Below are 25,498 nucleotides of genomic sequence, written 5' to 3'. Positions count from 1 at the left end.
GCCGGGTAAAGCGGTGGCTGTCATGGATGCAGCCAGGCTTTGCCGCGCCCGGCGAATGCCTCGGGAGAGTCATCATGCGTGCTGCTCAATTAAAAGCTGTACTGCCACGGGAGCTGCTCGCCTCCGTGGTTGTGTTTCTGGTCGCTCTGCCCTTGTGCATGGGCATTGCGATTGCGTCCGGCATGCCACCGGCCAAGGGGCTGATCACCGGCATCATCGGCGGTCTGGTGGTGGGTTGGCTGGCGGGCTCGCCGCTGCAAGTCAGCGGCCCCGCTGCAGGTTTGGCGGTGCTGGTGTTCGAGCTGGTGCGCCAGCACGGCATGGTGATGCTCGGGCCGATCCTGTTGCTGGCGGGTTTCCTGCAATTGGTGGCCGGCCGTTTGCGCCTGGGCTGCTGGTTCCGCGTCACCGCGCCCGCCGTGGTGTACGGCATGTTGGCGGGGATTGGCGTGTTGATTGTGCTGTCGCAGGTGCATGTGATGCTCGACGGCGCACCGAAACCCTCGGGGCTGGATAACCTGGCGGGCTTCCCGGCGGCGCTGGTCGAGGCCATTCCGAGCCTGGGTGGCGGCCTCGGCTGGCAGGCGGGTTTGCTCGGTGTGTCGACAATGCTGGTGATGTACCTGTGGGATAAATTCCGCCCGCAAACGCTGCGCTTCGTTCCGGGTGCCTTGCTCGGCGTGGGTTTGGCGACGGTGACCAGCCTGGTGCTGGCGTTGCAGGTCAAGCGTGTGGAAGTCCCGGAAAACCTGGCCGACGCTATCGACTGGCTGCGCCCCAGCGATTTGCTGAACCTGGCAGATCCCCAATTGCTGATCGCCGCGTTTGCCGTGGCGTTTATCGCCAGTGCCGAAACCCTGCTGTCCGCCGCGGCGGTAGACCGTATGCACAACGGCCAACGTTCCGACTTCGATAAGGAATTGTCCGCTCAAGGCGTAGGCAACATGCTCTGCGGCCTGGTCGGTGCCCTGCCGATGACCGGCGTGATCGTGCGCAGTTCGGCCAACGTGCAGGCCGGCGCCACCACGCGCTTGTCGGCGATTTTCCATGGTGTCTGGTTGCTGGCATTTGTGCTGTTGCTGTCGAGCGTGCTGCAAAGCATTCCAGTGGCGAGCCTGGCGGGCGTGCTGGTGTACACCGGGATCAAGCTGGTGGATATCAAGGCGTTTAAAAAGTTGGGGCGCTATGGGCGGATGCCGATGTTTACCTACTCGGCGACGGCGCTGGCGATCGTCTTTACCGACTTGCTGACGGGTGTGCTGATCGGCTTCGGTCTGACGCTGGTCACCCTGGCCCTGAAGGCTTCGCGATTGAAAGTCAGCCTGGTCGACCTGCCTCAGGAGGGCGAGATGGAGCTGCGATTGGTCGGCGCCGGGACCTTTTTGAAAGTGCCGGCACTGACTCAGGTGCTGTCGACGGTGCCTGCGGGAACTACCGTGCATGTGCCATTGAATAACCTGAGCTACATCGACCATTCCTGCCTGGAGTTGCTGGAGGAATGGGGCCGGGCGAATGCGGCGAAAGGCTCGAAGCTGGTGATCGAAGCGCGCGGGTTGAAGCGCCGGCTGGAAGGCCGCGAGCGCACGACGACGGGTCTGGGGTCGGCGGCTACCTGACCCAGAACACCAAAAAACAGTGTGGGAGCCGGGCTTGCCCGCGATGGCGGTGGTTCAGTCAATTCAATACTGACTGACCCACCGCCATCGCGGGCAAGCCCGGCTCCCACAGGTGTTTTTTATCAGGCTGAAAGTTTAAGCAGGCTGGTCCAGCGCCAACTCAACCCCCAACTGCCGCGACAGGCACGGCCAGCGCTTCCACGCGGCTTGCGTGCCCGCGCTTTTCAGCGTCTCGCGGTACGCCTCAACCGACTCCAGCGCAAAGCTCTCTTCGTTCAGCATCTCATCCACCGCCAAATGCACTGCTTCATCCAGCTGATTGGCAAACTGCTCGCCGATCAATTGGTGGGCAATCAGGTTGGCCACGGTCGTGTCCGCCGGAATCAATGGCTGGCCGAAATGCTTGATGTACAGGTCATTCACTTCTTCGACCAGACGATGGGCAAGGTAGGCCTCGTCCAGCAGCCCGTTGAGCCCTTCATGGCCGGCCAGAATGGCGGGCGGTTGCAGGAAGAAGTGTTCAGCGATTTTCAAAACTGGCTTGATCTGGCTTTCGATCCCGGCTTCGCGGGCGACGTCATTGGCGGCGTCCAGCAGGTCCGGCACTTGATCGATGTAGGCCGTGACAAAGCGGGTCATTACTTGGGTGCGATCACCGTCAGCCAAAGAGATGGCCGAATGCAGGTGCGGCAATTGGTTTTCCAGTTGCTGGGCAAGCTGGCCCGTGGTGGCTTCGTGTTGATGGGCACGGGAAATCTGCTCGCGCAATGCGGCGGTGTTCATGAGGGCTCCAGTGAAACAGGCGTAGGAAAAGAGAGGGGATAAGGTAGCTCGTTTATACGAGCCCCTAAGACGCATTTGTCATAATTATTTCATGGTTATGCACCGGCGTTATATCGAATTGCCATCGTTCGTCGAATAAACGTTTCTGCACCCGGTTTTATTAGGCCCTCTGGTCTGTTTTGGCTCATTTGCCCCTACACATTGCGGGGTTGCAGGCGCTGTCTATACTCGGGTTTGTACACAATTAGCTGATGACGCCCAACTGCATGACGCAGGCAAGGCTTGGCGGTTGTAAGCAGTATGGAAGCCGCTCCCTTCGCCGCAGGTGCAAACCGGCGGGATAACAAGAAACATAAAGGGGAACTCGCAATGACGCGACATCCACACGTTTGGATGGGCCTCCTGTTGTGGTCGGTATTCGGCCAGGCGCACGCCGCCTGGACAACGAATATGGCGCCAGGGGCGACTGAAGTCAGTCACGCCGTGTTTGACCTGCACATGACCATTTTCTGGATTTGTGTTGTGATCGGCATTGTCGTGTTTGGCGCGATGTTCTGGTCGATGATCCTGCACCGCCGGTCCACGGGCCAGGTGGCCGCCAAGTTCCACGAGAGCACCACCGTGGAAATCCTCTGGACCGTGGTGCCCCTACTGATCCTGGTGGCCATGGCGATTCCGGCCACCAAAACCCTGATCAACATCTACGACAGCAGTGAGTCGGATATCGATATCCAGGTCACCGGCTACCAGTGGAAGTGGCATTACAAATACCTGGGCCAGGACGTGGAGTTCTTCAGCAACCTGGCCACGCCCGCCGAGCAGATCCATAACCAGGCCGTTAAAGGCGAGCATTACCTGCTGGAAGTCGACCAACCGCTGGTGCTGCCGGTGGGCGCCAAGGTGCGCTTCCTGGTGACCGCCGCCGACGTGATCCATTCCTGGTGGGTGCCGGCCTTTGCGGTCAAGCGTGACGCCATTCCCGGGTTCGTCAACGAGGCCTGGACCCGCGTCGAGAAGCCGGGCATCTACCGTGGCCAGTGCGCCGAGCTGTGCGGCAAGGACCACGGGTTCATGCCGATTGTGGTCGAGGTCAAATCCAGGGCCGATTACGACACTTGGCTTGGCGAGCGCAAGGCAGACGCCGCCAAGCTCAAGGAACTGACCTCCAAAGAGTGGACGCTGGAAGAACTGGTGGCCCGTGGCGACAAGGTTTACCACACCGCCTGCGTGGCCTGTCACCAGGCTGAGGGCCAGGGCCTGCCGCCGATGTTCCCGGCGCTCAAGGGTTCGAAAATCGCGACCGGACCCAAAGAAGGCCACCTGAGCATCGTCTTCCACGGCAAGCCCGGCACCGCCATGGCGGCGTTCGGCAAACAGCTCTCGGAAGTGGATATCGCCGCCGTGGTGACCTACGAACGCAACGCCTGGGGCAACAACAAAGGCGACATGGTCACGCCCAAAGACGTGCTGGCTCTGAAACAGGCGGAAAGCAAATGATGACCTGCATTGCGTATGCCCTGAATCGCCCCGCCCACTCGCGTGCAGGAGAACGGCCATGAGCACTGTGATCGATGACCATGGTCACGCCGACCATGCCCACGGCCCCGCCAAGGGCCTGATGCGCTGGGTGCTGACCACCAACCACAAAGACATCGGCACGATGTACCTGTGGTTCGCTTTCACCATGTTCCTGCTTGGCGGCTCGTTCGCCATGGTGATTCGCGCCGAGCTGTTCCAGCCCGGCCTGCAAATCGTCGAGCCGGCGTTCTTCAACCAGATGACCACCATGCACGGCCTGATCATGGTGTTTGGTGCGGTGATGCCGGCGTTTGTCGGGCTGGCCAACTGGATGATCCCGCTGATGATCGGCGCGCCGGACATGGCCCTGCCGCGCATGAACAACTTCAGCTTCTGGCTGCTGCCGGCAGCGTTCCTGCTATTGGTTTCCACCCTGTTCAGCCCCGGCGGCGGGCCGAACTTTGGCTGGACGTTCTACGCCCCGCTCTCCACCACTTATGCGCCGGAAAGCGTGACGTTCTTTATCTTCGCGATTCACTTGATGGGCATCAGTTCGATCATGGGCGCGATCAACGTGGTCGCCACCATCCTCAACCTGCGCGCGCCGGGCATGACCTTAATGAAAATGCCGCTGTTCGTGTGGACCTGGCTGATCACCGCCTTCCTGTTGATCGCGGTGATGCCGGTGCTGGCGGGTTGCGTGACCATGATGCTGATGGACATCCACTTCGGCACCAGCTTTTTCAGTGCAGCCGGCGGCGGTGACCCGGTGTTGTTCCAGCATGTGTTCTGGTTCTTCGGCCATCCCGAGGTGTACATCATGATCCTGCCGGCCTTCGGCGCCGTCAGCGCGATTATTCCGACCTTCTCGCGCAAACCGCTGTTCGGCTACACCTCCATGGTCTACGCCACGGCGAGCATCGCGTTTCTGTCGTTCATCGTGTGGGCGCACCACATGTTCGTGGTCGGCATTCCGCTGGTGGGCGAGTTGTTCTTCATGTACGCCACGCTGCTGATCGCCGTGCCGACAGGGGTGAAGGTGTTCAACTGGGTCAGCACCATGTGGCAAGGCTCGCTGACCTTCGAGACGCCGATGCTGTTTGCCGTGGCCTTCGTGATTCTGTTCACCATCGGCGGTTTTTCCGGGCTGATGCTGGCGATTGCCCCGGCGGACTTCCAGTACCACGACACCTACTTTGTGGTGGCGCATTTCCATTACGTACTGGTGCCCGGCGCGATCTTCGGCATCTTCGCCTCGGCCTACTACTGGCTGCCGAAATGGACCGGCCACATGTACGACGAAACCCTCGGCAAGCTGCACTTCTGGCTGTCTTTCGTGGGCATGAACATGGCGTTTTTCCCGATGCACTTCGTGGGGCTGGCCGGCATGCCGCGCCGGGTGCCGGACTACAACCTGCAGTTCGCCGACTTCAACATGGTCTCATCGATTGGCGCGTTCATGTTTGGCGCCACGCAGATCTTCTTCCTGTTCATCGTGATCAAGTGCATCCGAGGCGGCCCGCCTGCGCCAGCCAAGCCGTGGGATGGCGCAGAAGGTCTGGAATGGAGCGTGCCTTCGCCGGCGCCGTATCACACGTTTACTACGCCGCCGGAGGTCAAGTGAACACTCTGATGCAGGCCAACTCGGTCTCCTGTGGGAGCTGGCTTGCCTGCGATGAGGGCCTGACAGTGGGTGGATTCGGTGCCTGGCACACCGCTATCGCAGGCAAGCCAGCTCCCACAGAAAATCACAAGCGAGGTGGGCGTTATGGCTGATTCCGTGCCCCTCAAACGCCTCGTCACTCGCCTGCTGATCCTGGTAGTAGCCATGTTCGCCTTCGGCTTCGCCCTGGTGCCGATCTACGACGTGATGTGCAAAGCCTTCGGCATCAACGGCAAGACCGCCGGGCAATATGAGGGCTCACAGATCGTCGACCCTTCGCGCCAGGTGCGTGTGCAGTTCCTGTCGACCAATGCCATCGACATGGTGTGGGAGTTTCACGCCAAGGCCGACGAAGTGCTGGTCAACCCCGGCGCGGTCACCGAGATGCTGTTCGTGGCCTACAACCCGACCGACAAAGCCATGACGGCTCAGGCCGTACCGAGCATTTCCCCGGCCGAAGCGGCGATGTATTTCCACAAGACCGAATGCTTTTGCTTCACCCAGCAAGTGCTGCAGCCAGGTCAGCGCATCGAAATGCCGGTGCGTTTTATTGTCGACCGCGACATGCCAGAGGCCGTGAAGCATTTAACCCTGGCGTACACGCTGTTTGATATCACTGCGCGCCAACCGCCGGTGGCTGTTCGCACCGGGGGCTAGCTACTGTTTGCCCCCTCAATCAGGAGAGCGAATACATGTCGTCTCATGATACGTACTACGTACCAGCGCAAAGCAAATGGCCGATAATTGCCACGATTGGCATGCTGGTCACCGTGTATGGGCTGGCCGTGTGGTTCAACGACCTGAAGGCCGCACGCCCGGAATCCCACGGGCCGTGGATCTTTTTCGTCGGCGGGCTGCTGCTGGCCTACATGCTTTTCGGCTGGTTCGGCGCGGTAATCAAGGAAAGTCGCGCCGGTTTGTACAGTTCGCAAATGGACCGCTCCTTCCGCTGGGGCATGAGCTGGTTCATTTTTTCGGAAGTGATGTTCTTTATCGCGTTTTTCGGTGCGCTGTTTTACGTGCGGCACATGTCGGCGCCGTGGTTGGCGGGCGAAGGCTCCAAAGGCATCGCACACATGTTGTGGCCGAACTTCGAGTTTGCCTGGCCGCTGCTGAATAACCCCGATCCAAAACTGTACCCCGCGCCCGAAGGCACGATCAGCCCCTGGGGGCTGCCGCTGATCAACACGATTCTGCTGGTCAGCTCCAGCGTGACCATCACCATTGCCCACCATGCCCTGCGCAAGGGACATCGCGGCGCGTTGAAGATCTGGCTGGCGATTACCGTGCTGCTGGGCTGGGCATTCCTGGGCTTTCAGGCCGAAGAGTACATCCACGCTTACAAGGAGCTGGGCCTGACCCTCGGCTCCGGCGTGTATGGCGCGACGTTTTTCATGCTCACCGGTTTCCACGGCGCCCACGTAACCATCGGCACGATCATTTTGTTTGTGATGCTGATGCGCGTCCTCAAAGGGCACTTCAACAACGAGCACCAGTTCGGTTTCGAAGCGGCCAGTTGGTATTGGCACTTTGTGGACGTGGTGTGGATCGGGCTGTTTTTCTTCGTTTATGTGCTGTGAGGCTTTCTACCAGGGCGCATGAGATACCAACTGGCCGCTGAAAAAGCCCCAGGCAATCAAGGCCACGGTGATCACGGCCAGCACCACGCGCACGGTCAAGGCAGTGACGAGGCGGTTGGAGTTGCCCTCGTCCTTGACCAGGAAGAACAAGCCACTGAACAGGCTCACGACAGTCGCGATCAGCATCAGGGCAATGGCTGCTTTGAGCATGGTTCAGGTTCCCGGCTTTAGAAATGGAGAGGGATGGGCGGGCAATGAAAACAAGTATAGCCAGCGCCATGAAACGCTTTCGTCCAGGCATCGCACCGACAGTGGTGGTGATGATTCTGCTGCCGTTGATGGTCGGCCTGGGCTTTTGGCAACTGTCGCGCGGCCAGGAAAAACAACGGCTGGTGGACAGTTATGCCGAACGTCGCGTGGCGGCCCCCATCAGCAGTGCGCAGCTCAACGACATGACCGACCCGGCATTTCGCCGGGTTCGCCTGCGCGGCCAACTCGACGCCGAACACAGCGTATTACTCGACAACCGCCTGCGTGACGGCAAAGCCGGGGTAGAGCTGTTGCAACCCTTCCACGACCAGGCCAGCGGCCAGTGGCTGTTGCTCAATCGCGGCTGGTTGCCGTGGCCCGACCGGCGCACGCCACCCGCCTTCACTACCCCGGATCAACCGGTGAACCTCGACGCGTGGGTCTACGTTGCGCCCGGCGAAACTTTCCAGTTGCACGCCGACCCTGCCAGCGCGCCATGGCCGCGTCTGCTCACCGCCCTGCACCCCGCCGCGCTGTGGGCAGAATTAGGCCGCAGCGGGTTCGCCTACGAGCTGCGCGCCGAAGCCGGCCCCGGCACGTACGACACCACTTGGGCGGTGGTCGCCATGGGCCCGGAAAAGCACATGGGGTATGCCGTGCAGTGGTTCGCCATGTCGCTGGCGCTGCTTGCGCTGTACCTCTACCTCGGATGGCATAACAACAAGGAGACGCACCATGGGCGTGGCCACAAATCCACTCAACATGTCTGACGCGCCTGATCGGCGTAAGGGCCGCTGGCAGCTGATTCTGATCCTGATGATGGTGATCGGCCCGATGGCGCTGGCCACCTTTATGTACAAGCTGCAGTTCTGGGTTCCCGACAGCCGCAGCTACCACGGCGTGATGATCGGCAATGGCCAGACCCGCGCCGACATTGGCGTGCAGGCCGATGAACAGCGCTGGCAGTTGCTGGTGACCGCGCCCGCCGCCTGCGCCGCCGAGTGCCAGCAGTTGGTGTATCTGGCCCGTCAGCTGCAAATCAGCCTGGGCCGCGACGCTTCCCGCGCCAGCCACGCCTTGGCCAGCGCCACGCCTGTGAGCACGGCTTACGAGGCCAGGCTCAAGGCTGAATACCCGCAACTGCAACGCTACCCGCTGGACCTGTCGACCTTTACCAAAGGCGCCGCCGCGCCGGGCGCTGCTCAGCTGTGGATCGTCGACCCCCACGGCAACCTGGTGCTGCGCTACGACGCCAGGGTCAAGGGCAAGGACTTGCTCAACGACCTGCGCATGCTGCTGAAACTGTCGAACATCGGATAAGGGCATCGTCATGGCCAAACCTGGATTTCGCCTCGCGTTGTTTGCCACCTTGCTGGCGCTGATCGTCGTGTTGCTCGGCGCCTACACGCGCCTCACCCACGCCGGCCTCGGCTGCCCGGACTGGCCCGGCTGCTATGGCTTTATCAGCGTGCCGCAAAGCGAAGCCCAGTTGGCCCATGCCGAGCTGCATTTTCCAGACACGCCCGTGGAGGCCGGCAAAGGCTGGGCCGAGATGACGCATCGCTATTTCGCCGGCGCCTTGGGGTTGCTGATTTTGCTGCTGGCGGCGCGCTCCTGGAGCCATCGGCGCGACCCTGGTCAGCCGGTGAAGCTGCCGCTGTTCGTGTTGGCAGTAGTGTTTGCCCAGGCGGCGTTCGGCATGTGGACGGTAACGCTGAAGCTGTGGCCGCAGGTGGTCACGGGCCATCTGCTGGGGGGCTTTGCGACCTTGAGTTTGTTGTTTCTGCTGACCCTGAGGTTGTCTGGTGTGCTGCCCGCGCTGATCGTGCCCAAGCGCCTGCAATATTGGGCGACGGCGGGTTTGGTGTTGGTGATCGGCCAGATTGCGTTGGGCGGCTGGGTCAGTTCCAACTATGCGGCAGTGGCCTGTATCGATTTGCCAACCTGTCATGGGGAATGGTGGCCGGCGGCGGATTTTGCCAACGGCTTTCACCTCACTCAGCACATCGGCCCGAATTACCTCGGCGGGCAACTCGACAGCGATGCGCGCACGGCGATTCACCTCACCCACCGCGTTGGCGCGGTGATTGTCACGTTGGTGCTGTTGGGCCTGGCTTGGCAGCTCAAGCTGGTCGGCATGACGCGCCTGGCAGGCCTGCTGCTGATCGCCCTCGCCGCGCAGCTCTGCCTGGGCCTGAGCAATGTGTATTTCCATCTGCCACTGCCCGTCGCCGTGGCGCATAACGCAGGCGGCGCCGCGTTGCTGCTGAGCCTGGTGCTGGTCAACTACCACGCGCGCACCAGCCTGGTTCGGGTGCGCAATCAGTCGCGCTTCGGCTGGCGCTTTATCCCGCGCAAGCACGTATCGGGCCTCATCACCCTTAAAGGAGAGATGCCATGGCGACCTTGATCGGCGCGCATCACCGCCAGGCAATCTGGCGTGACTATGTGGAGCTGACCAAGCCGAAAGTGGTGGTGCTGATGCTCATCACCTCGCTGGTGGGCATGTTCCTCGCCACCCGCGCCGGGGTGCCGTGGCCGGTGTTGATTTTCGGCAATTTGGGGATTGCGCTGTGTGCCGGCGGCGCGGCGGCGGTCAACCATGTGGTGGACCGGCGCATCGATGCGGTAATGGCGCGCACGCACAAGCGGCCGATGGCGCAGGGGCGCGTGTCGCCGCTGGCTGCACTGGCCTTTGCTTTGTTTCTGGCTGTTTCAGGTTTGGCCCTGTTACTGGCGTTTACCAACCCGTTGGCGGCCTGGCTGACGCTGGCCTCGCTGCTCGGTTACGCCGTGATCTACACCGGCTTTCTCAAGCGCGCGACGCCGCAAAACATCGTTATCGGCGGCCTCGCCGGTGCCGCGCCGCCGTTGCTGGGCTGGGTCGCCGTCACCGGCCATGTCAGCGCCGAGCCGCTGCTGCTGGTGCTGATCATCTTCGCCTGGACCCCGCCGCACTTCTGGGCGCTGGCCATTCACCGCAAAGAGGAATACGCCAAGGCCGACATCCCGATGCTGCCGGTTACCCACGGCGAGCACTACACCAAGGTGCATATCCTGCTCTACACCTTCGCCCTGCTGGCGGTGAGCCTGATGCCTTACGTCATCCACATGAGCGGCCTGCTCTACCTGGCGTGCGCGCTGGTGTTGGGCGCACGCTTTCTGCAATGGGCCTGCGTGCTGTACCGTGGCACCCAGCCGCACGCGGCGATCAACACCTTCAAGTACTCTATCTGGTACCTGTTTTTGCTGTTTATCGCGCTGCTCGTAGACCACTACTTACTGTTGAACCTATGACCCGAACTCAAAAAACCGTGTTTATCCTGGTGGCCATCGTCGCGTTGATCATGGGCCTGACCGTCAACAAAGTGCTCTCGGGCAAAGGCCAGGGCGACCCCACCGCGCTGATCGACGCCGGCATTATCCTGCTGCCGCAAAGCCGCCAGCTGCCGCCGGTGACCATGACAAACCAGAACGGCCAGCCGGTGCTGGTCAACGAGTTGAAAGGCAAGTGGAGCCTGCTGTTCTTCGGCTACACCTTCTGCCCGGACATCTGCCCCACCACCCTCGCCCAATTGCGCCAGATCAAGAGCGAACTGCCGAAAGACGTGGTGGATAAACTGCAAGTGATCCTGGTCAGCGTCGACCCGAACCGCGACACGCCGGCGCAGCTCAAGCAATACCTGGGCTACTTCGACCCGCAATTCGAAGGCCTGACCGGCGCGAATGTGGCCGATGTGCAGAAGGTCTCGAATGCGGTGAGCATCCCGTTCATTCCGGCCGACACCAGCAAGCCGAACTACACCGTGGACCACAGCGGCAACCTGGCGTTGATCGGCCCGGACGGCACGCAGCGCGGGTTCATTCGGGCACCGCTAAACAACCAGAAGCTGGTGGTGCAGTTGCCGGTGCTGCTACAGCGTAAATAAAGACCAACACAAAACAAATGTGGGAGCTGGCTTGCCTGCGATGGCGGTGCATCAGTGGCTAACAGGCTGACTGACCCACCGCCATCGCAGGCAAGCCAGCTCCCACAGTAATTTGGGGCAAGGTTTGAGGAGGGTGTCGTCGGACATTTCCTGCACGTTGTGGCGCCGTGCGTGAACTTGTTGTGCGGCCTTGGGGTGGCTAGTCTTTGCCCTGTCACTGCAAATTCAGTGACAGGGCGTAGGAACCCTTATATGTACCCTCGGCGTCATAACGCCACCGTCTGATTGCGGCGTTTTTTTTGTGCCCGTACTATCAGTCGCGGCGGCTATGCGCGGGCACGTTTCGACGTGGCTGAGATCCCTGGGTACTCGGTTCCTACCCCGCGTATGGCTGCCACCCAAGCCCGTAGGAAGGCTGTTGGCAGCTCCATTTCATACCCGGAGTTGTCCCATTGAACACACTTACCCCAGACCCACCCATCACCCCCGAAGTCTTCACCCGCCACCATCACCAACTGCACGCCGTGCTGATCGACGCCCAACCCTGGTTCAGCGCCAGTGACATCGGCCGCCTGATGGGCTTGCACCTCAACCCCGCGTTACTGCGCAAGCTCGATCCTGACCAACAGCACATCCTGCCCCTGATCACCCACGGCCATGCCGCACTGACCTTGATGGTCAGCGAGTCTGGCGTTTATGCGCTGCTTATCTATCACTACTACCCGGAAAACCGCTGCTTGCGGCAGTGGCTCACCCACGAGGTAGTGCCGGCTTTGCGTGCTGAAAAACTGGCACGTGTGCTGGCCTGATTCCACCAGCACCACAAAACAAATGTGGGAGGGGGCGTGCTCCCGATAGCGGTAGATCAGTCAACTTAGGCATCGACTGACACTCTGCTATCGGGAGCAAGCCCCCTCCCACATTTTTGATCTCCGGTGTTTGGGAGGTCGAGTTACATCAGAACGCTGGCTTGATCGCGCCTTTGTACTTTTCTTCGATGAATGTCTTCACTTCAGGCGTGTGCAGGGCTGCAACCAGCTTTTTCACAGCGTCCGAATCCTTGTTGTCTTCGCGGGTGACGAGGATGTTCACGTAAGGCGAGTCGCTGCCTTCGATCACCAGGGCGTCTTTGGACGGGTCCAGTTTGGCTTCCAGCGCGTAGTTGGTGTTGATCAGCGCCAGGTCAACCTGGGTCAGCACGCGTGGCAGCGTGGCGGCTTCCAGTTCGCGGAACTTCAGGTTTTTCGGGTTGCCGGTGATGTCCTTGATGGTCGACAGGATGTCGGTCGGGTCCTTCAGGGTGATCAGGCCATTTTTGGCCAGCAGCAACAGCGCGCGGCCGCCGTTGGTGGCGTCGTTGGGGATCACCACGTTGGCGCCGTCAGGCAGATCATCCAGTTTTTTGTACTTGCTGGAGTAGGCGCCCAGGGGTTCCAGGTGCACGGCGCCGACGCTCACCAGGTGAGTGCCCTTGGCCTTGTTGAACTCATCCAGGTACGGCTGGTGCTGGAAGAAGTTAGCGTCCAGGCGCTTTTCAGCAACTTGTACGTTTGGCTGCACGTAGTCGGTGAAGACTTTGACTTGCAGGTCTACGCCTTCTTTGGCCAGCGCAGGTTTCACGAATTCGAGGATTTCTGCGTGGGGCACAGGCGACGCAGCGACGGTGATGGTCTCGGCGTGGGCGGAGAACGCGGCAACGGCGGCGAAAGCAACCAGTAGTTTTTTCATCCAACAAGCTCCTTGTTCGGGCAGGGCCGGCGGGGGCCGGCCATGGCCGTTATTTTCGAGAAAAGTGCACCACCAGCTTGTCGCCGACGGTTTGCAGAATTTGCACCAGGATCAACAGCATCACGACGGTGACCACCATCACATCGGTCTGGAAGCGCTGGTAACCGAAACGGATCGCCAGGTCTCCCAAGCCACCGGCGCCGACGACACCGGCCATGGCGGTGTAGGAAACCAGTGTAATCGCCGTCACCGTAATTGCTGCGAAGATGCCGGGGCGGGCTTCGGGCAGCAAGGCGTTGGTGATGATCTGGCGCGTCGTGGCGCCCATCGACTGGGTGGCTTCGATGATGCCGCGGTCCACTTCGCGCAAGGCGGTTTCCACCAGGCGCGCGAAGAATGGCGTAGCGCCCACGACCAGCGGCGGAATCGCGCCCGCCACACCCAGCGAAGTGCCGGTGATCAGTACGGTGAACGGGATCATCACGATCAACAAAATGATGAACGGCAGCGAGCGCAGGATGTTCACGATCAGCGACAGCAAGGCGTACAGGCCTTTTTGTTCGAACAGTTGGCGGGGGCTGCACAGGAACAACAACACGCCCAGCGGCAGGCCGAGTAGCACAGTGAACAGCAACGAGCCGAACAGCATGGTCATGGTGTCGCCGGTGGCGAGCCAGATTTCCGACCAGTCGATATTGGCGAAGAAACTCAAAAAAACGTCCATTAGCGCAGTACCTCCATGTGGACGTCTGCCGCGGTAAAGCGGGCGAAAGCGGCATCCATGTCCCCACCGGTCACGGCGAGGGTCAGTTGCCCATAAGGGGTGTCTTTGATGTGGTCGATGCGACCGGCGAGGATGCTGTAGTCCACCCCCGTTTCACGGGCGACGGTACCCAGCAGTGGCGCGTAGGTCGCTTCGCCCTGGAACGTCAGGCGCACGATACGGCCCGGCACATGGGCGAACACATCATGCTGTTCACCTTCATCGACCTGCTCGGCTTCTTGCACAAAGCGTTTAGTGGTCGGGTGCTTGGGGTGCAGGAACACATCAGCCACCGAGCCTTGCTCGACGATCACGCCAGCGTCCATCACCGCCACCTGGTCGCAGACGCGGCGGATCACGTCCATTTCATGGGTGATCAGCACGATGGTCAGCTTCAACTCGCGGTTGATCTCGGCCAGCAATTTGAGCACCGAGGCTGTGGTCTGCGGGTCGAGGGCGCTGGTGGCTTCGTCACACAGCAGAATCTTGGGCTTGGTTGCCAGGGCGCGGGCGATGCCGACGCGCTGTTTCTGGCCGCCGGACAACTGCGCCGGGTACTTTTTGGCGTGGTCCGACAGGCCGACGCGGGCGAGCAATTCAGCCACGCGTTGGTCGATTTCCTTGCGCGACAATTCGCCTGCGAGGGTCAGCGGCAGCGCCACGTTGTCGGCAACGGTTTTGGACGCCAGCAGGTTGAAGTGCTGGAAGATCATCCCGACTTGCTGGCGGAAACGGCGCAGGCCGTTGGCGTCGAGCGCGGTGACTTCCTCGCCGTCGACAGTGATCTGGCCGCCGCTCGGTTCTTCGAGGCGGTTGATCAGGCGCAGCAGGGTACTTTTACCCGCACCCGAGTGGCCGATCAGGCCAAACACCTGGCCGTTTTCAACGCGCAGGCTTGTAGGGTGCAGGGCGGGGATATCCTTACCGGCGACGCGGTAGGTTTTATGGACGTTATGAAACTCGATCACGTAGCGAACCTTGTGGGGCGCATGGAAAAGGGATCAGCGGTTAGCCGGGCGCGCATTTTAGCCTGTCCGTATAGCGTTATTTAGCATTTATTTCGCATTCCACCTGCGATTTGGCAATAACGCGATCAAAGGTCATAAAAAAGGAACGGCCCAAAACCTCATCAGTCACTACATATGCAACTCAATTTCCCGGGTGCCGTGCCTGGGTGTTTGCTCAAACGAGCCGGGCTCCGCTCTGGCCAATTTGAAAAAGGAGTTTTGTCTGATGAGTACCAAGAAGCCAGCTACCCCGCCGAAAAGTGAACTTGCGGGCACCGACACCCTGGACCGTGGCAATACCAACGCCAAGCTGCAGGCCCTGGAGGAGTTTCGTTCAGACGCGACCGGCCAGGCGCTGCGCACCAACCAGGGTGTGAAAATTTCTGACAATCAGAACACCTTGAAGGTCGGCGCCCGTGGCCCGTCGCTACTCGAAGATTTCATCATGCGTGAAAAAATCACGCACTTTGACCATGAGCGCATTCCAGAACGCATCGTGCATGCACGGGGCACCGGTGCCCATGGCTATTTCCAGACCTATGAAAACCATTCCGCGCTGACCAAAGCCGGCTTCCTGCGCGACCCGGGCCACAAAACCCCGGTGTTTACGCGTTTTTCTACCGTGCAGGGCCCACGTGGCTCCGGCGATACGGTGCGTGACGTGCGCGGCTTTGCCGTGAAGTTCTTCACCGAAGAAGGCAACTTCGACCTGGTCGGCAATAACATGCCGGTATTTTTCATTCAGGACGCGATCAAGTTTCCTGACTTCGTGCACGCAGTAAAACCTGAGCCGCACAACGAAATTCCTACGGGCGGTTCGGCTCACGACACGTTCTGGGATTTTGTCTCGCTGCAGCCGGAATCGGCGCATATGGTCATTTGGGCCATGTCTGACCGCGCGATTCCAAAAAGCTTGCGCAGCATGCAGGGCTTCGGTGTGCACACCTTCCGCCTGATCAATGCCGAAGGTCAGTCCAACTTCGTCAAATTCCACTGGCGCCCTACCGCTGGCACCTGCTCGCTGGTGTGGGACGAAGCGCAAAAGCTTGCCGGTAAAGATACCGACTACCACCGTCGTGATCTGTGGGAAGCCATCGAGATGGGCGACTACCCGGAGTGGGAGTTGGGTGTGCAGGTCATTCCTGAGGACAAGGAGCACGCATTCGACTTCGACATCCTCGACCCCACCAAGCTGATCCCCGAAGAACTGGTACCGATCACGCCGCTGGGCAAGATGGTGCTTAACCGCAACCCGGATAACTTCTTTGCCGAAGTGGAGCAGGTGGCGTTCTGCCCTGGCCATATCGTGCCGGGTATCGACTTCTCCAATGACCCGCTGCTGCAAGGTCGGCTGTTTTCCTACACCGATACGCAGATCAGCCGACTGGGCGGCCCGAACTTTCACCAGTTGCCGATCAACCAGCCGGTTGTGCCGTTCCATAACAACCAGCGCGATGCCATGCACCGCACCAGCATCGATAAGGGCCGCGCAGCTTACGAGCCGAACTCGATCGATGGTGGCTGGCCGAAAGAAACCCCGCCTGCGGCGCAGGACGGTGGTTTTGAGTCGTATCACGAGCGTATCGACGCTCAAAAGGTGCGTGAGCGCAGTGAGTCGTTCGGCGACCACTTCTCCCAGGCGCGTTTGTTCTTCCGCAGCATGAGCAAGCACGAGCAAGAGCACATCATTGCCGCGTACAGCTTTGAGCTGGGCAAGGTTGAGCGTGAGTATATTCGCGCGCGTCAGGTCAACGAGATTTTGGCCAACATCGACCTGGAGCTGGCCAAGCGCGTCGCGCAGAACCTCGGGCTGCCAGCGCCAACCAAGGGCACAGTGCCAGAACTCAAGACTCAACCTGAGCGTTCGCCTGCGCTGAGCCAGGCCAATTTGCTGCCGGGTGATATCAAGACTCGCAAGGTTGCGATCCTGGCGGCCAATGGCGTGGATGGCGCGGCAATTGATGCGTTGAAGAAGGCGCTTCAGGCCGAAGGTGCCCACGCCAAGCTGCTGGGCCCAACGTCGGCGCCAGTGACGACTGCCGATGGCAAGACCCTGCCCGTGGATGCGTCGATGGAAGGTATGCCGTCCATTGCGTTCGACGCGGTGTTTATCCCGGGCGGTGCCAAGTCGGTGCAGGCCTTGAGCGGTGATGGGGTGGCGCTGCATTACGTGCTGGAGGCTTACAAGCACCTGAAGGCGATTGCGGTTGCCCCGGATGTGAAGCCATTGCTGGACCTGCTGAAGCTTGAGGCGGATGCGGGGTTGATCGTGGGGGCGGATGCCAAGGCGTTCAAGGCATTCTTTGCTGCGATTGGCCAGCATCGGGTTTGGGATCGCGAGGCTAAGGCCAAGGCGATTCCGGCTTAAGTCAGTGGTTGTTTGTTAGATCGCTATCGCAGGCAAGCCAGCTCCCACATTTGATTGTATTCACAATTCAAAATGTGGGAGCTGGCTTGCCTGCGATGCTTTTGCTTTTGCTTCAGTCCGCCTTGCGCGGTATCAGCACGACTTGCGCCGGGATGTGTTTCAAAATCTGCCGGTGAATCTTCAGGTCATATCCCGAATCAATTCTTTTCACCCGTTTGGTCAGCAACGTGGCCAACCACGGGTAATCCTCGGTGCGCGGCGCCTGGATACTCACATCGCATTTGTAATTGACCACATCGGTGGCGATCGCATCCAGTTGATGGCGAAGTTTTTCAATATCGGTGAGGTTCAGCGCGACGGTAGTGCTTTCAGCCGCCGGGTCGATGACCCTGGCCGCAGGCCTGGCTTCGGCAGCCTTCAAGGCCGCTTCGGCTTGGTCCAGCTCGGCTTTACGGGCGTGGCTGATGGCGCTGTTTACGCCGCCGGTCAGCGCAGGCGCTTTGGGCATGAGTGCGCGGGCGCGGCTCAAGGCGGTGGCGGCGGCGTTGACGTCACCTTTTTGCAGCACGATCTGGCTGCGCTGCAGGTAGGCTTCGGCCAATTGGCGCTGGTAAGTCTCCAGCGCCGGGTCGTTTGGCGTCTGCGCTTGCAGGGTGGCCAATTCGTCTTCGGCGGTGGCCAGCTCACTGCTGGCCAGGTTTTGCTCCAGCTGCGCGATGGCCGCAGCACGAGCGTCCTGCACCACAGGAGTGGCGGGCGGTGTGCTTTGACAGGCGCCCAGCAGCAGGGAAAATGCGGCAAGGAGCAGATAACGGGAGGTGAACAGCTTCATTCCTGCGACTCTCTATTTGCGCAAAAAGCGAGCAAGTCTACACCCCTCGACGGGGCAGAACAAAACTCAGCAGAAACAGGGCGGCCGCCGTAACCACAATCGATGGCCCCGCTGGCGTGTCCTTGAACCAGGACAACGCCAGGCCCCCGCACACTGCAAGCATCCCCAACAGGCTGGCGCCGATGGCCATTTGCTCCGGTGAACGGGCGTGGCGCTGGGCGGCGGCGGCGGGAATGATCAGCAGCGACGTGATCAACAATACGCCGACAATCTTCATCGCGACAGCAATCACCACGGCGATCAACAGCATCAGGGTCATGCGCAGTGCCGGTACGGGCAAACCTTCCACGGTGGCCAGCTCTTCGTGCACGGTGATCGCCAGCAGCGGGCGCCACAGGGCCACGAGCAGCACCAGCACGGCGGCGCTGCCACCGAGGATCCACGCAAGGTCCGTCGGGCTGATCGCCAGCAGGTCGCCGAACAGATAGGCCATCAGGTCGATGCGCACTTCGTGCATGAAACTCAGCACCACCAGGCCCAACGATAAAGTGCTGGGCGCGAGAATGCCCAGCAAGGTGTCGGAGGCCAGCGGCTGGCGCTGTTGCAGGGTCACCAGTAGCACCGCCAGTAACAGGCAGCCCACGGTCACGGCGATGGTCGGGCTCACGTCGAGCAAAAAGCCCATGGCCACGCCCAATAGCGCGGCGTGCGACAACGTGTCGCCGAAGTAAGCCATGCGTCGCCACACCACAAACGAGCCCAACGGGCCCGCCACCAACGCCAAAGCCAAGCCTGCCAGCAGGGCGTAGAGCAGAAAATCAGCCATGCTTGCAGGTGTCTCCGTGGACGTGGGAATGGGGTGCTGCCGGATCGTCAACGACGGCGCCATGCAGGTCATGGGCGTGGTCGTGATGGTGGTGGTAAATCGCCAGGCTTTGGGCGTTCTTGCCGAACAGCTCGACGAACGCCGGGTCGCCACTGACCTGTTCCGGGTGGCCGGAGCAGCACACGTGACGGTTCAGGCACACCACCTGGTCGGTGGTGCTCATCACCAGGTGCAGGTCGTGGGAGACCATCAGCACGCCGCAGCCATGGCGGTCGCGCAGGCGCGTGATCAGGCTGTACAGCTCGGCCTGGCCGGCGACGTCGACGCCTTGCACGGGTTCATCGAGCACCAGCAGTTCCGGCTCGCGCAACAGGGCGCGGGCCAGCAGCACGCGCTGCATTTCGCCGCCGGAGATGCTTTGCACCGGGCTGTCGATCACCTGTTCGGCGCCGACTTCCTTGAGCGCCGACTGGGCGCGGGCGCGGTCTACGCCGGGCACCAGGCGCAAAAAGCGCAAAACTGACAGCGGCAGCGTCGGGTCCACGTGCAGTTTTTGCGGCATGTAACCGACACGCAGCCTGGGTTTGCGCCACACGCTGCCCGTGTCCGGTTTGAGCAAGCCGAGTACGGCACGCACCAGCGTCGTTTTGCCAGCGCCGTTCGGGCCGATCAGCGTGACAATCTGCCCCGGCTCCACGCTCAGCGCAATGTTGTCCAGCACGTTTTGCCCGGCGAACGTGACCCCAACCTGTTCCAGGCGGATTAACGCATCTTTCATCAAGCCCCCTGGCAACCCGAGCACAGGCCGACCACTTCGACCGTTTGCCCTTCGACCTTGAAGCCGACTTCGGTCGAGCTTTTGATGATGGCGTCGCTGATGCTTTTTTGTTCAAGCTCGATGGCGGCGTGGCATTCGCGGCATATCAGGAACTGGCCCTGGTGCGCGTGTTCCGGGTGGTTGCAGCCGACGAAGGCGTTGAGCGAGGCGATGCGATGTACAAAGCCGTTTTCCAGCAGGAAGTCCAGCGCGCGGTACACGGTCGGCGGCGCGGCGCGGCGGCCGTCTTGCTCGCTGAGTACGCCGAGAATGTCGTAGGCACCCAGCGGCTTGTGGCTCTGCCACACCAATTCCAGCACGCGCCGACGCAAGGCGGTCAGGCGCAGGCCTTGGCGCAGGCACAGCGCATCGGCCTCCGACAGCGCGGTGTGCACGCAGTGAGAGTGGTCGTGGGGACGGCTGGCAAGCGGTGTTTTAGGCATGAGCGGCGACAGATATTTGATAGAGACGTTATTATGTTACCCGTTCCTACGCCATTGAGTGGTCATCGTGTCCCGACTTTTTCCCGTTTTTGTCATATTTGTCACCAGTTTGTTCATCGCGGGCGCCGCTCAGGCCGAGGTCAAAGTGCTGACCAGCATCAAGCCATTGCAGCTCATCGCCGCCGCTGTGCAGGACGGCGTGGCGGTTCCGGAGGTGCTGTTGCCACCGGGCGCGTCGCCGCATAACTATGCCTTGCGGCCATCCGACGTACGGCGCGTGCAGTCGGTAGACCTGCTGTATTGGATCGGCCCGGACATGGAAACCTTTTTGCCGCGTGTACTGAAGGGCCGCAGCCTGCCGACGGTCGCCGTGCAGGACCTGCCGGGAATGAAACTGCGCCGTTTCGCTGAAGACAGCCACTCGCACGCCGATGAGGCCGACGAACATGACCACGATCACCGCCCGGGCAGCCTGGATGCGCATTTGTGGCTCTCGACCGTGAACGCGCGGGTGATCGCGGCGCGTATGGCGGCTGACCTGAGTGCGGCAGACCCCACCAACGCTGCGCGTTATCAGAGCAACGTCAAGGCGTTCGATGAGCGGCTGGATGCGTTGGATGCACGTTTAAAGGCGCGTCTGGCGGTGGTGGGCGACAAGCCTTACTTCGTGTTCCACGAAGCCTTTGATTATTTCGAAGACGCTTACGGGCTGAAACACACCGGCGTGTTCAGTGTTGCCGCCGAAGTGCAGCCCGGCGCCCAGCACGTGGCAGCGATGCGCACCCGACTGCAGGAAGTGGGCAAGACCTGTGTGTTCAGCGAGCCGCCGTTGCGTCCACGCTTGGCCGAGACCCTTGTGGCCGGTCTGCCGGTGAAACTGGCGGAGCTGGATGCGCTGGGCGGTTACACCCCGGCGACGGCGCAGGGTTATGAGCAAGTGCTGGAGAAGTTGGGGAATGACTTGGCCGGTTGCCTGGAATCACTGTAATCCCTGTGGGAGCTGGCTTGCCTGCGATAGCGGTGTGTCAGGCGACATCGCTATCGCAGGCAAGCCAGCTCCCACATTGACCGAGTAGGTCTGTGGATTAGAGGGCAAACGGCAGGTGAACCGTAACCTGCTGACGTTGCGCCAACCTATGCTCAAACTCCGCCGGGTCATGGATAAGCACGTCCTGCCCGGCAAACGACTCAGCCGCGATCAAACGTGACAGCCAGAACCGCACGCACGCCACGCGCAGCAGGGTTGGCCACAGCTCGGCTTCCTTCGCGGTAAACGGTCGCAGCCCTGCGTACGCACCCAGTAACGCACGAGCGCGCTGGCCGTCGATCACGCCATCCTCGTCCGAGCACCAGTCGTTCAACGCAATTGCCACGTCGTACAGCATCGGGCCGGAGCAGGCGTTGTAGAAGTCGATCAGGCCTGTGAGGTGCGTGCCTTCGAACATCGCATTGTCGCGAAACAGGTCAGCGTGCACGTTGGCGCGGGGCAGCGCGAGGATCTGGGCCTTGTGCGCCTGGATCTCGGTCAACGCATCTTGCAGCAGGCGTTGTTGCGCGTTGTTGAGGTGCGAAATCAGCTGCGCACCTTCACTGAGCATCCACTCCAGCCCGCGATCGGTCTTGCGCTCCAGTACCTTCTCGCCCTGTGTGGCCAGGTGCAGATGGCCAAGCAGGTCGCCGACCTGGGCGCAATGTTGCGCGTTGGCGTCCTTAATGTGCTTGCCGGCCAGGCGCGGTTGCAGCAGCGCCGGTTTGCCCTTCAATTCGCGCAACGCCACGCCGTCAGTGGTGCGCAGCGCATAAGGCACGGGCAGGTCGGCGTCGTGGAGCACGTCGAGCAATTCGATGAAGAATGGCATTTCCGCGACCGGGCCGCGTTCAACCAGGGTGAGGACGAACTCGCCTTTTTCCAGGCTGACAAAAAAATTGGTGTTTTCGCTGCCAGCGGCAATCCCCTGGAAATCAAGCAGGCGGCCGAGCCCGTAAGGGGCGAGAAAGGTTTCCAGCTCGGGCCGAGCCAGGGGGGTGAACACAGACATGGTTAAAACTGCCAGTACGGGCGCCGCATTCGGCGGCGCCGGTTTAAGTTAAGAAATCATTTCCATTCGAAGATCTTCCATGACGGTATCAGCATATCCGGCTGGTCAGAGCGGATGAAATTCGCGTCGGTTCCGTCCGCGCGCACCAGGAAATACGGCGGCGCGCCCTTGACCGTGACCTTGATTGCGTACAGGAAACCGTTTTGGCGGTATTCCTGGATGGTTCTGTCGCCTTCCGTGCGAATGGTCACTTCCGGATCGCCCGAAGGGGCGCTGTCTGCCGCCATGGCAGCCATCGGAGCGAGTGCAATCACGCCAGCGAAGAGCAGGCGATTGAATGTACGCATGATAACCTTGTCCCTTTGTCGTCAATGGTCCGGCTATTCTAGCGCCTGACCCGCCGAAAAGGTTGATCCCTCTCATGAGCCAAGCCCCCCTCGTCCTGGTGGACGGTTCTTCATATCTGTACCGCGCCTTCCACGCGTTGCCACCGCTGACCACCTCCAAAGGCCTGCCTACCGGCGCGGTCAAGGGCGTGTTGAACATGCTCAAGAGCCTGCGCAAGCAGTATCCCGACAGCCCGTTCGCCGTCGTATTCGACGCCAAGGGCGGGACCTTTCGCGATGACATGTACGCCGACTACAAGGCCAACCGCCCGAGCATGCCCGATGACATGCGCGTGCAAATCGAGCCGCTGCACCAGAGCGTGAAAGCCATGGGCTTCCCCGTGCTGTGCGTCGAAGGCGTTGAAGCCGATGACGTGATTGGCACCCTGGCTCGCAGCAGCGCCGCCGCCAACCGCCCGGTGGTCATTTCCACCGGCGATAAAGACATGGCGCAGTTGGTCGACGGGCACATTACCTTGGTCAACACCATGACCGGTAGCGCGATGGACATCGAGGGCGTGAAGGAGAAATTCGGCGTCGCTCCCGAGCAGATCATCGACTATTTGGCGTTGATGGGCGATTCGTCCGACAACATTCCGGGCGTTCCGGGCATTGGTCCGAAGACGGCTTCCGGTTTGCTGGTGGGCGTGAATGGCGGGATCAAAGAACTTTACGAGCAAATGGACATCGTGCCGTCCTTGCCAATTCGGGGCGCCAAGACGCTGCCGGCCAAGCTGGAAGAGCATAAGGCGTCGGCGTTCCTGTCTTACCAGTTGGCGACGATCAAGTGTGACGTGCCGCTGGACGTAGGCCTGGACGATTTGCACCTGGTTGAACCGGATCGTGAGAAGTTGCTGGAGCTATACACGCTGCTGGAGTTCAAGAGCTGGATTGATGAGGTTCAGCGCGATGCCAAGCGTGTGGAGCTCAAAGCGGCGCCTGTCGCAGACAATGTGATTGAGGCCGTTGCGGCCGACCCGGTAGAAGCGACATACACCACGATTCTCGACCAGGCGACGTTCGACACCTGGCTGAAGAAGCTCAATGACGCCAAACTGTTTGCGTTCGATACCGAAACCACCGGGATCGACGCCCAAAAAGCGCAGCTGGTGGGCGTTTCTTTCTCTGTGCAGCCTTTTGAAGCGGCTTACATTCCGCTGACCCATTCCTACATCGGCGCGCCCGAGCAACTGGACCGCGACACGGTGCTGCTGGCGTTGAAACCGCTGCTGGAAGACCCGACCAAGCTCAAGGTGGGCCAGCACGCCAAGTTCGACATGAACATCCTGGCCAACTGCGCCATTGGTGGCGACCCTGCGCAGGGCATCACCGTGCGCGGCATCGCGTTCGACACCATGCTTGAATCCTACGTGTTGAATTCCACCGCGACGCGCCACGACATGGACAGCCTGGCGAAGAAGTACCTGGATTACGACACCGTCAGCTTCCAGGACATCGCCGGCAAAGGCGCCAAGCAGCTGACCTTCGACCAGATCGCCCTTGAGCAGGCCGGGCCTTACGCGGCTGAAGATGCCGACGTGACGCTGCGCTTGCATCAGGCGCTGCACGCCCAACTCGCCGCCATACCCACGCTGGCCAGTGTGCTGACCGACATCGAGATCCCGCTGGTACCCGTGCTGGCGCGTATTGAACGCCAGGGCGCGCTGGTGGATTCCAAGCTGCTGGGTATCCAGAGCATCGAGTTGGGCGACAAGATGGTGGAGCTGGAGCGCCAGGCGTTCGAGATCGCCGGCGAGGAGTTCAACCTGGGCTCGCCCAAGCAGCTCGGCGCGATCCTCTACGAAAAACTGGGTTTGCCGGTGCTGAAGAAGACGGGCAAGGGCCAGGCCTCCACGGCCGAGGAAGTGCTGGCCAAGTTGGCCGAAGATGACTTCCTGCTGCCTAAAGTGCTGATGCAGTACCGCAGCATGAGCAAGTTGAAAAGTACCTACACCGATCGTCTGCCGGAGCAGATCAACCCGCGCACCGGGCGCATTCACACGTCTTATCATCAGGCGGTGGCGGCGACCGGGCGCTTGTCTTCCAGCGACCCGAACCTGCAGAACATCCCGGTGCGCACGGCCGAAGGTCGGCGGATTCGCCAGGCGTTTGTTGCGCCCAAGGGTTACAAACTGCTGGCTGCGGACTATTCGCAGATTGAGCTGCGGATCATGGCGCACTTGTCCAAGGACGAGGGTTTGATGAACGCCTTCCGTAATGACCTGGACGTGCACACGGCCACGGCGGCAGAAGTGTTCAAGGTGGAGCTCACCGAGGTCACCTCGAATCAGCGTCGCAGTGCCAAGGCGATCAACTTCGGCCTGATCTACGGCATGGGCGCGCAAAAGCTGGGTAAGGACATTGGCGTCGATACCAAGACCGCCAAGGCGTATATCGATGTGTATTTCGCCCGCTACCCGGGGGTTCGTGAATACATGGAGCGCACCCGTGCGCAGGCTGCCGATCAGGGGTTTGTCGAAACCATCTTCGGGCGTCGGCTGTACGTGCCGGACATCAACTCCAACAAGCCGCAGGACCGCGCAGCCGCAGAGCGCACGGCGATCAACGCGCCGATGCAAGGCACGGCGGCAGATATCATCAAGAAAGCCATGGTGCGGGTCGACAACTGGCTCACCGATTCCGGCCTGGATGCCAAGGTGATCCTGCAGGTGCACGATGAATTGGTGGTTGAGGTGCGTGAGGACCTGGTTGCGCAGGTCAGCGAGAAGATTCGCGAGCACATGAGTGCTGCGGCCCAGCTGGACGTGCCGTTGGTGGTTGACGTGGGCGTGGGTGATAACTGGGACGAAGCGCACTGATCAAGCGGCGCTGCCATCACCTTGCGTGATGGCAGAATGCTTTAGCTCAGAGGTCAGTGTGAATTATTTCAGATTGTTTTTTTGGTGCCGGAACTTAACCTGTGAATTGCTACTCAGAGTTACTGAATGGGT

General features: G+C 60.9%; 25 protein-coding genes. 14 read left to right on the top strand and 11 right to left on the bottom strand.

The window, feature by feature from the left end:
• Window positions 1–74 precede the first annotated feature (74 nt).
• Entirely contained in the window at window positions 75–1,616 is a 1,542-nt protein-coding gene (locus ACP7A2_RS09965) for a SulP family inorganic anion transporter (protein WP_426134062.1), read from the top strand.
• Between the two features lie 135 nt (window positions 1,617–1,751).
• On the opposite strand, the gene ACP7A2_RS09960 is transcribed toward ACP7A2_RS09965, so the two are convergent.
• Window positions 1,752–2,399: a hypothetical protein gene (locus tag ACP7A2_RS09960; RefSeq protein ID WP_348054700.1), complete on the bottom strand. Its 648-nt coding sequence runs from the start codon at window positions 2,397–2,399 to the stop codon at window positions 1,752–1,754.
• A 369-nt stretch (window positions 2,400–2,768) separates the two neighbouring features.
• Here ACP7A2_RS09960 and coxB point away from each other — a divergent pair, with 369 nt between their 5' ends.
• The 4 genes from coxB to ACP7A2_RS09940 all read left to right on the top strand — a co-directional run bounded on the left by coxB (window position 2,769) and on the right by ACP7A2_RS09940 (window position 7,160).
• The gene (gene coxB, locus ACP7A2_RS09955; RefSeq protein ID WP_426134061.1) at window positions 2,769–3,896 is read left to right on the top strand and encodes a cytochrome c oxidase subunit II; all 1,128 of its coding nucleotides are present in this window, start codon (window positions 2,769–2,771) and stop codon (window positions 3,894–3,896) included.
• Window positions 3,897–3,954: 58 nt separating this feature from the next.
• A complete protein-coding gene (gene ctaD / locus ACP7A2_RS09950) occupies window positions 3,955–5,541 on the top strand; it encodes a cytochrome c oxidase subunit I (RefSeq protein ID WP_348054698.1) in 1,587 nt (528 codons plus the stop codon).
• Window positions 5,542–5,685: 144 nt separating this feature from the next.
• Window positions 5,686–6,237: a cytochrome c oxidase assembly protein gene (locus ACP7A2_RS09945; protein WP_426134060.1), complete on the top strand. Its 552-nt coding sequence runs from the start codon at window positions 5,686–5,688 to the stop codon at window positions 6,235–6,237.
• Between the two features lie 35 nt (window positions 6,238–6,272).
• Entirely contained in the window at window positions 6,273–7,160 is an 888-nt protein-coding gene (locus ACP7A2_RS09940; RefSeq protein WP_426134059.1) for a cytochrome c oxidase subunit 3, read from the top strand.
• Window positions 7,161–7,166: 6 nt separating this feature from the next.
• Here ACP7A2_RS09940 and ACP7A2_RS09935 read toward each other — a convergent pair whose 3' ends face one another.
• On the bottom strand, window positions 7,167–7,370 hold the full coding sequence (locus ACP7A2_RS09935) for a twin transmembrane helix small protein (RefSeq protein WP_016978774.1): 204 nt from the start codon (window positions 7,368–7,370) through the stop codon (window positions 7,167–7,169).
• A 44-nt stretch (window positions 7,371–7,414) separates the two neighbouring features.
• On the opposite strand from ACP7A2_RS09935, the gene ACP7A2_RS09930 reads away from it, so the two are divergent.
• The 6 genes from ACP7A2_RS09930 to ACP7A2_RS09905 all read left to right on the top strand — a co-directional run bounded on the left by ACP7A2_RS09930 (window position 7,415) and on the right by ACP7A2_RS09905 (window position 12,147).
• Window positions 7,415–8,179, top strand: coding sequence for an SURF1 family protein (locus ACP7A2_RS09930; RefSeq protein WP_426134058.1), 765 nt, complete (start codon window positions 7,415–7,417; stop codon window positions 8,177–8,179).
• A complete protein-coding gene (locus ACP7A2_RS09925; RefSeq protein WP_426134057.1) occupies window positions 8,145–8,729 on the top strand; it encodes a hypothetical protein in 585 nt (194 codons plus the stop codon). The genes ACP7A2_RS09930 and ACP7A2_RS09925 overlap by 35 nt, the downstream gene beginning before the upstream one ends.
• A 10-nt stretch (window positions 8,730–8,739) precedes the next feature.
• On the top strand, window positions 8,740–9,819 hold the full coding sequence (locus tag ACP7A2_RS09920; protein WP_426134056.1) for a COX15/CtaA family protein: 1,080 nt from the start codon (window positions 8,740–8,742) through the stop codon (window positions 9,817–9,819).
• Entirely contained in the window at window positions 9,807–10,706 is a 900-nt protein-coding gene (gene cyoE / locus ACP7A2_RS09915) for a heme o synthase (protein ID WP_426134055.1), read from the top strand. Before ACP7A2_RS09920 ends, cyoE begins: the two co-directional genes overlap by 13 nt.
• Window positions 10,703–11,338, top strand: coding sequence for an SCO family protein (locus tag ACP7A2_RS09910; RefSeq protein ID WP_348054691.1), 636 nt, complete (start codon window positions 10,703–10,705; stop codon window positions 11,336–11,338). The genes cyoE and ACP7A2_RS09910 overlap by 4 nt, the downstream gene beginning before the upstream one ends.
• A gap of 452 nt (window positions 11,339–11,790) precedes the next feature.
• Complete coding sequence (locus ACP7A2_RS09905; RefSeq protein ID WP_426134054.1) at window positions 11,791–12,147, top strand: BRO-N domain-containing protein; 357 nt, start codon at window positions 11,791–11,793, stop codon at window positions 12,145–12,147.
• A gap of 148 nt (window positions 12,148–12,295) precedes the next feature.
• On the opposite strand, the gene ACP7A2_RS09900 is transcribed toward ACP7A2_RS09905, so the two are convergent.
• The 3 genes from ACP7A2_RS09900 to ACP7A2_RS09890 are packed head-to-tail and all read right to left on the bottom strand — an operon-like array spanning window position 12,296 to window position 14,797.
• Complete coding sequence (locus ACP7A2_RS09900; RefSeq protein WP_426134053.1) at window positions 12,296–13,066, bottom strand: MetQ/NlpA family ABC transporter substrate-binding protein; 771 nt, start codon at window positions 13,064–13,066, stop codon at window positions 12,296–12,298.
• Window positions 13,067–13,115: 49 nt separating this feature from the next.
• The gene (locus ACP7A2_RS09895; protein WP_375065944.1) at window positions 13,116–13,790 is read right to left on the bottom strand and encodes a methionine ABC transporter permease; all 675 of its coding nucleotides are present in this window, start codon (window positions 13,788–13,790) and stop codon (window positions 13,116–13,118) included.
• Window positions 13,790–14,797 carry a methionine ABC transporter ATP-binding protein gene (locus ACP7A2_RS09890; RefSeq protein ID WP_426134052.1) on the bottom strand — a complete coding sequence of 336 codons (1,008 nt, stop codon included), beginning with the start codon at window positions 14,795–14,797 and terminating at the stop codon, window positions 13,790–13,792. The genes ACP7A2_RS09895 and ACP7A2_RS09890 overlap by 1 nt, the downstream gene beginning before the upstream one ends.
• Before the next feature lie 262 nt (window positions 14,798–15,059).
• Here ACP7A2_RS09890 and katE point away from each other — a divergent pair, with 262 nt between their 5' ends.
• On the top strand, window positions 15,060–17,204 hold the full coding sequence (gene katE, locus ACP7A2_RS09885; protein WP_426134106.1) for a catalase HPII: 2,145 nt from the start codon (window positions 15,060–15,062) through the stop codon (window positions 17,202–17,204).
• 112 nt (window positions 17,205–17,316) lie between these two features.
• Here the strand turns inward: katE and ACP7A2_RS09880 are convergent, their stop codons facing one another.
• The 4 genes from ACP7A2_RS09880 to zur are packed head-to-tail and all read right to left on the bottom strand — an operon-like array spanning window position 17,317 to window position 20,122.
• On the bottom strand, window positions 17,317–18,036 hold the full coding sequence (locus ACP7A2_RS09880; protein WP_426134051.1) for a PA5502 family lipoprotein: 720 nt from the start codon (window positions 18,034–18,036) through the stop codon (window positions 17,317–17,319).
• A 37-nt stretch (window positions 18,037–18,073) separates the two neighbouring features.
• Window positions 18,074–18,862: a zinc ABC transporter permease subunit ZnuB gene (gene znuB, locus ACP7A2_RS09875; protein ID WP_017139100.1), complete on the bottom strand. Its 789-nt coding sequence runs from the start codon at window positions 18,860–18,862 to the stop codon at window positions 18,074–18,076.
• Window positions 18,855–19,640, bottom strand: coding sequence for a zinc ABC transporter ATP-binding protein ZnuC (gene znuC, locus ACP7A2_RS09870; protein WP_426134050.1), 786 nt, complete (start codon window positions 19,638–19,640; stop codon window positions 18,855–18,857). The genes znuB and znuC overlap by 8 nt, the downstream gene beginning before the upstream one ends.
• Complete coding sequence (gene zur / locus ACP7A2_RS09865; protein WP_375065954.1) at window positions 19,640–20,122, bottom strand: zinc uptake transcriptional repressor Zur; 483 nt, start codon at window positions 20,120–20,122, stop codon at window positions 19,640–19,642. Before zur ends, znuC begins: the two co-directional genes overlap by 1 nt.
• A 58-nt stretch (window positions 20,123–20,180) precedes the next feature.
• On the opposite strand from zur, the gene ACP7A2_RS09860 reads away from it, so the two are divergent.
• Window positions 20,181–21,110, top strand: a complete 930-nt coding sequence (locus ACP7A2_RS09860) for a zinc ABC transporter substrate-binding protein (RefSeq protein WP_375065956.1) — start codon at window positions 20,181–20,183, stop codon at window positions 21,108–21,110.
• Between the two features lie 97 nt (window positions 21,111–21,207).
• On the opposite strand, the gene ACP7A2_RS09855 is transcribed toward ACP7A2_RS09860, so the two are convergent.
• Together ACP7A2_RS09855 and ACP7A2_RS09850 are read right to left on the bottom strand one after the other, a co-directional pair.
• The gene (locus ACP7A2_RS09855; RefSeq protein WP_426134049.1) at window positions 21,208–22,161 is read right to left on the bottom strand and encodes a homoserine kinase; all 954 of its coding nucleotides are present in this window, start codon (window positions 22,159–22,161) and stop codon (window positions 21,208–21,210) included.
• Between the two features lie 56 nt (window positions 22,162–22,217).
• Window positions 22,218–22,508 (bottom strand): DUF2782 domain-containing protein, encoded by a 291-nt coding sequence (locus tag ACP7A2_RS09850; protein ID WP_426134048.1) that lies wholly within the window; start codon window positions 22,506–22,508, stop codon window positions 22,218–22,220.
• 74 nt (window positions 22,509–22,582) lie between these two features.
• Between ACP7A2_RS09850 and polA the strand changes: the two genes are divergently transcribed.
• On the top strand, window positions 22,583–25,366 hold the full coding sequence (gene polA / locus ACP7A2_RS09845) for a DNA polymerase I (protein WP_426134047.1): 2,784 nt from the start codon (window positions 22,583–22,585) through the stop codon (window positions 25,364–25,366).
• The last annotated feature ends 132 nt before the right edge of the window (window positions 25,367–25,498 follow it).

Source organism: Pseudomonas sp. PWP3-1b2 (assembly GCF_049896045.1).
Taxonomy (GTDB): Bacteria; Pseudomonadota; Gammaproteobacteria; order Pseudomonadales; family Pseudomonadaceae; genus Aquipseudomonas; species Aquipseudomonas antarctica_B.
Note: the sequence above shows the minus strand (reverse complement) of the source record. Positions and strands in the feature narration are given on the sequence as shown.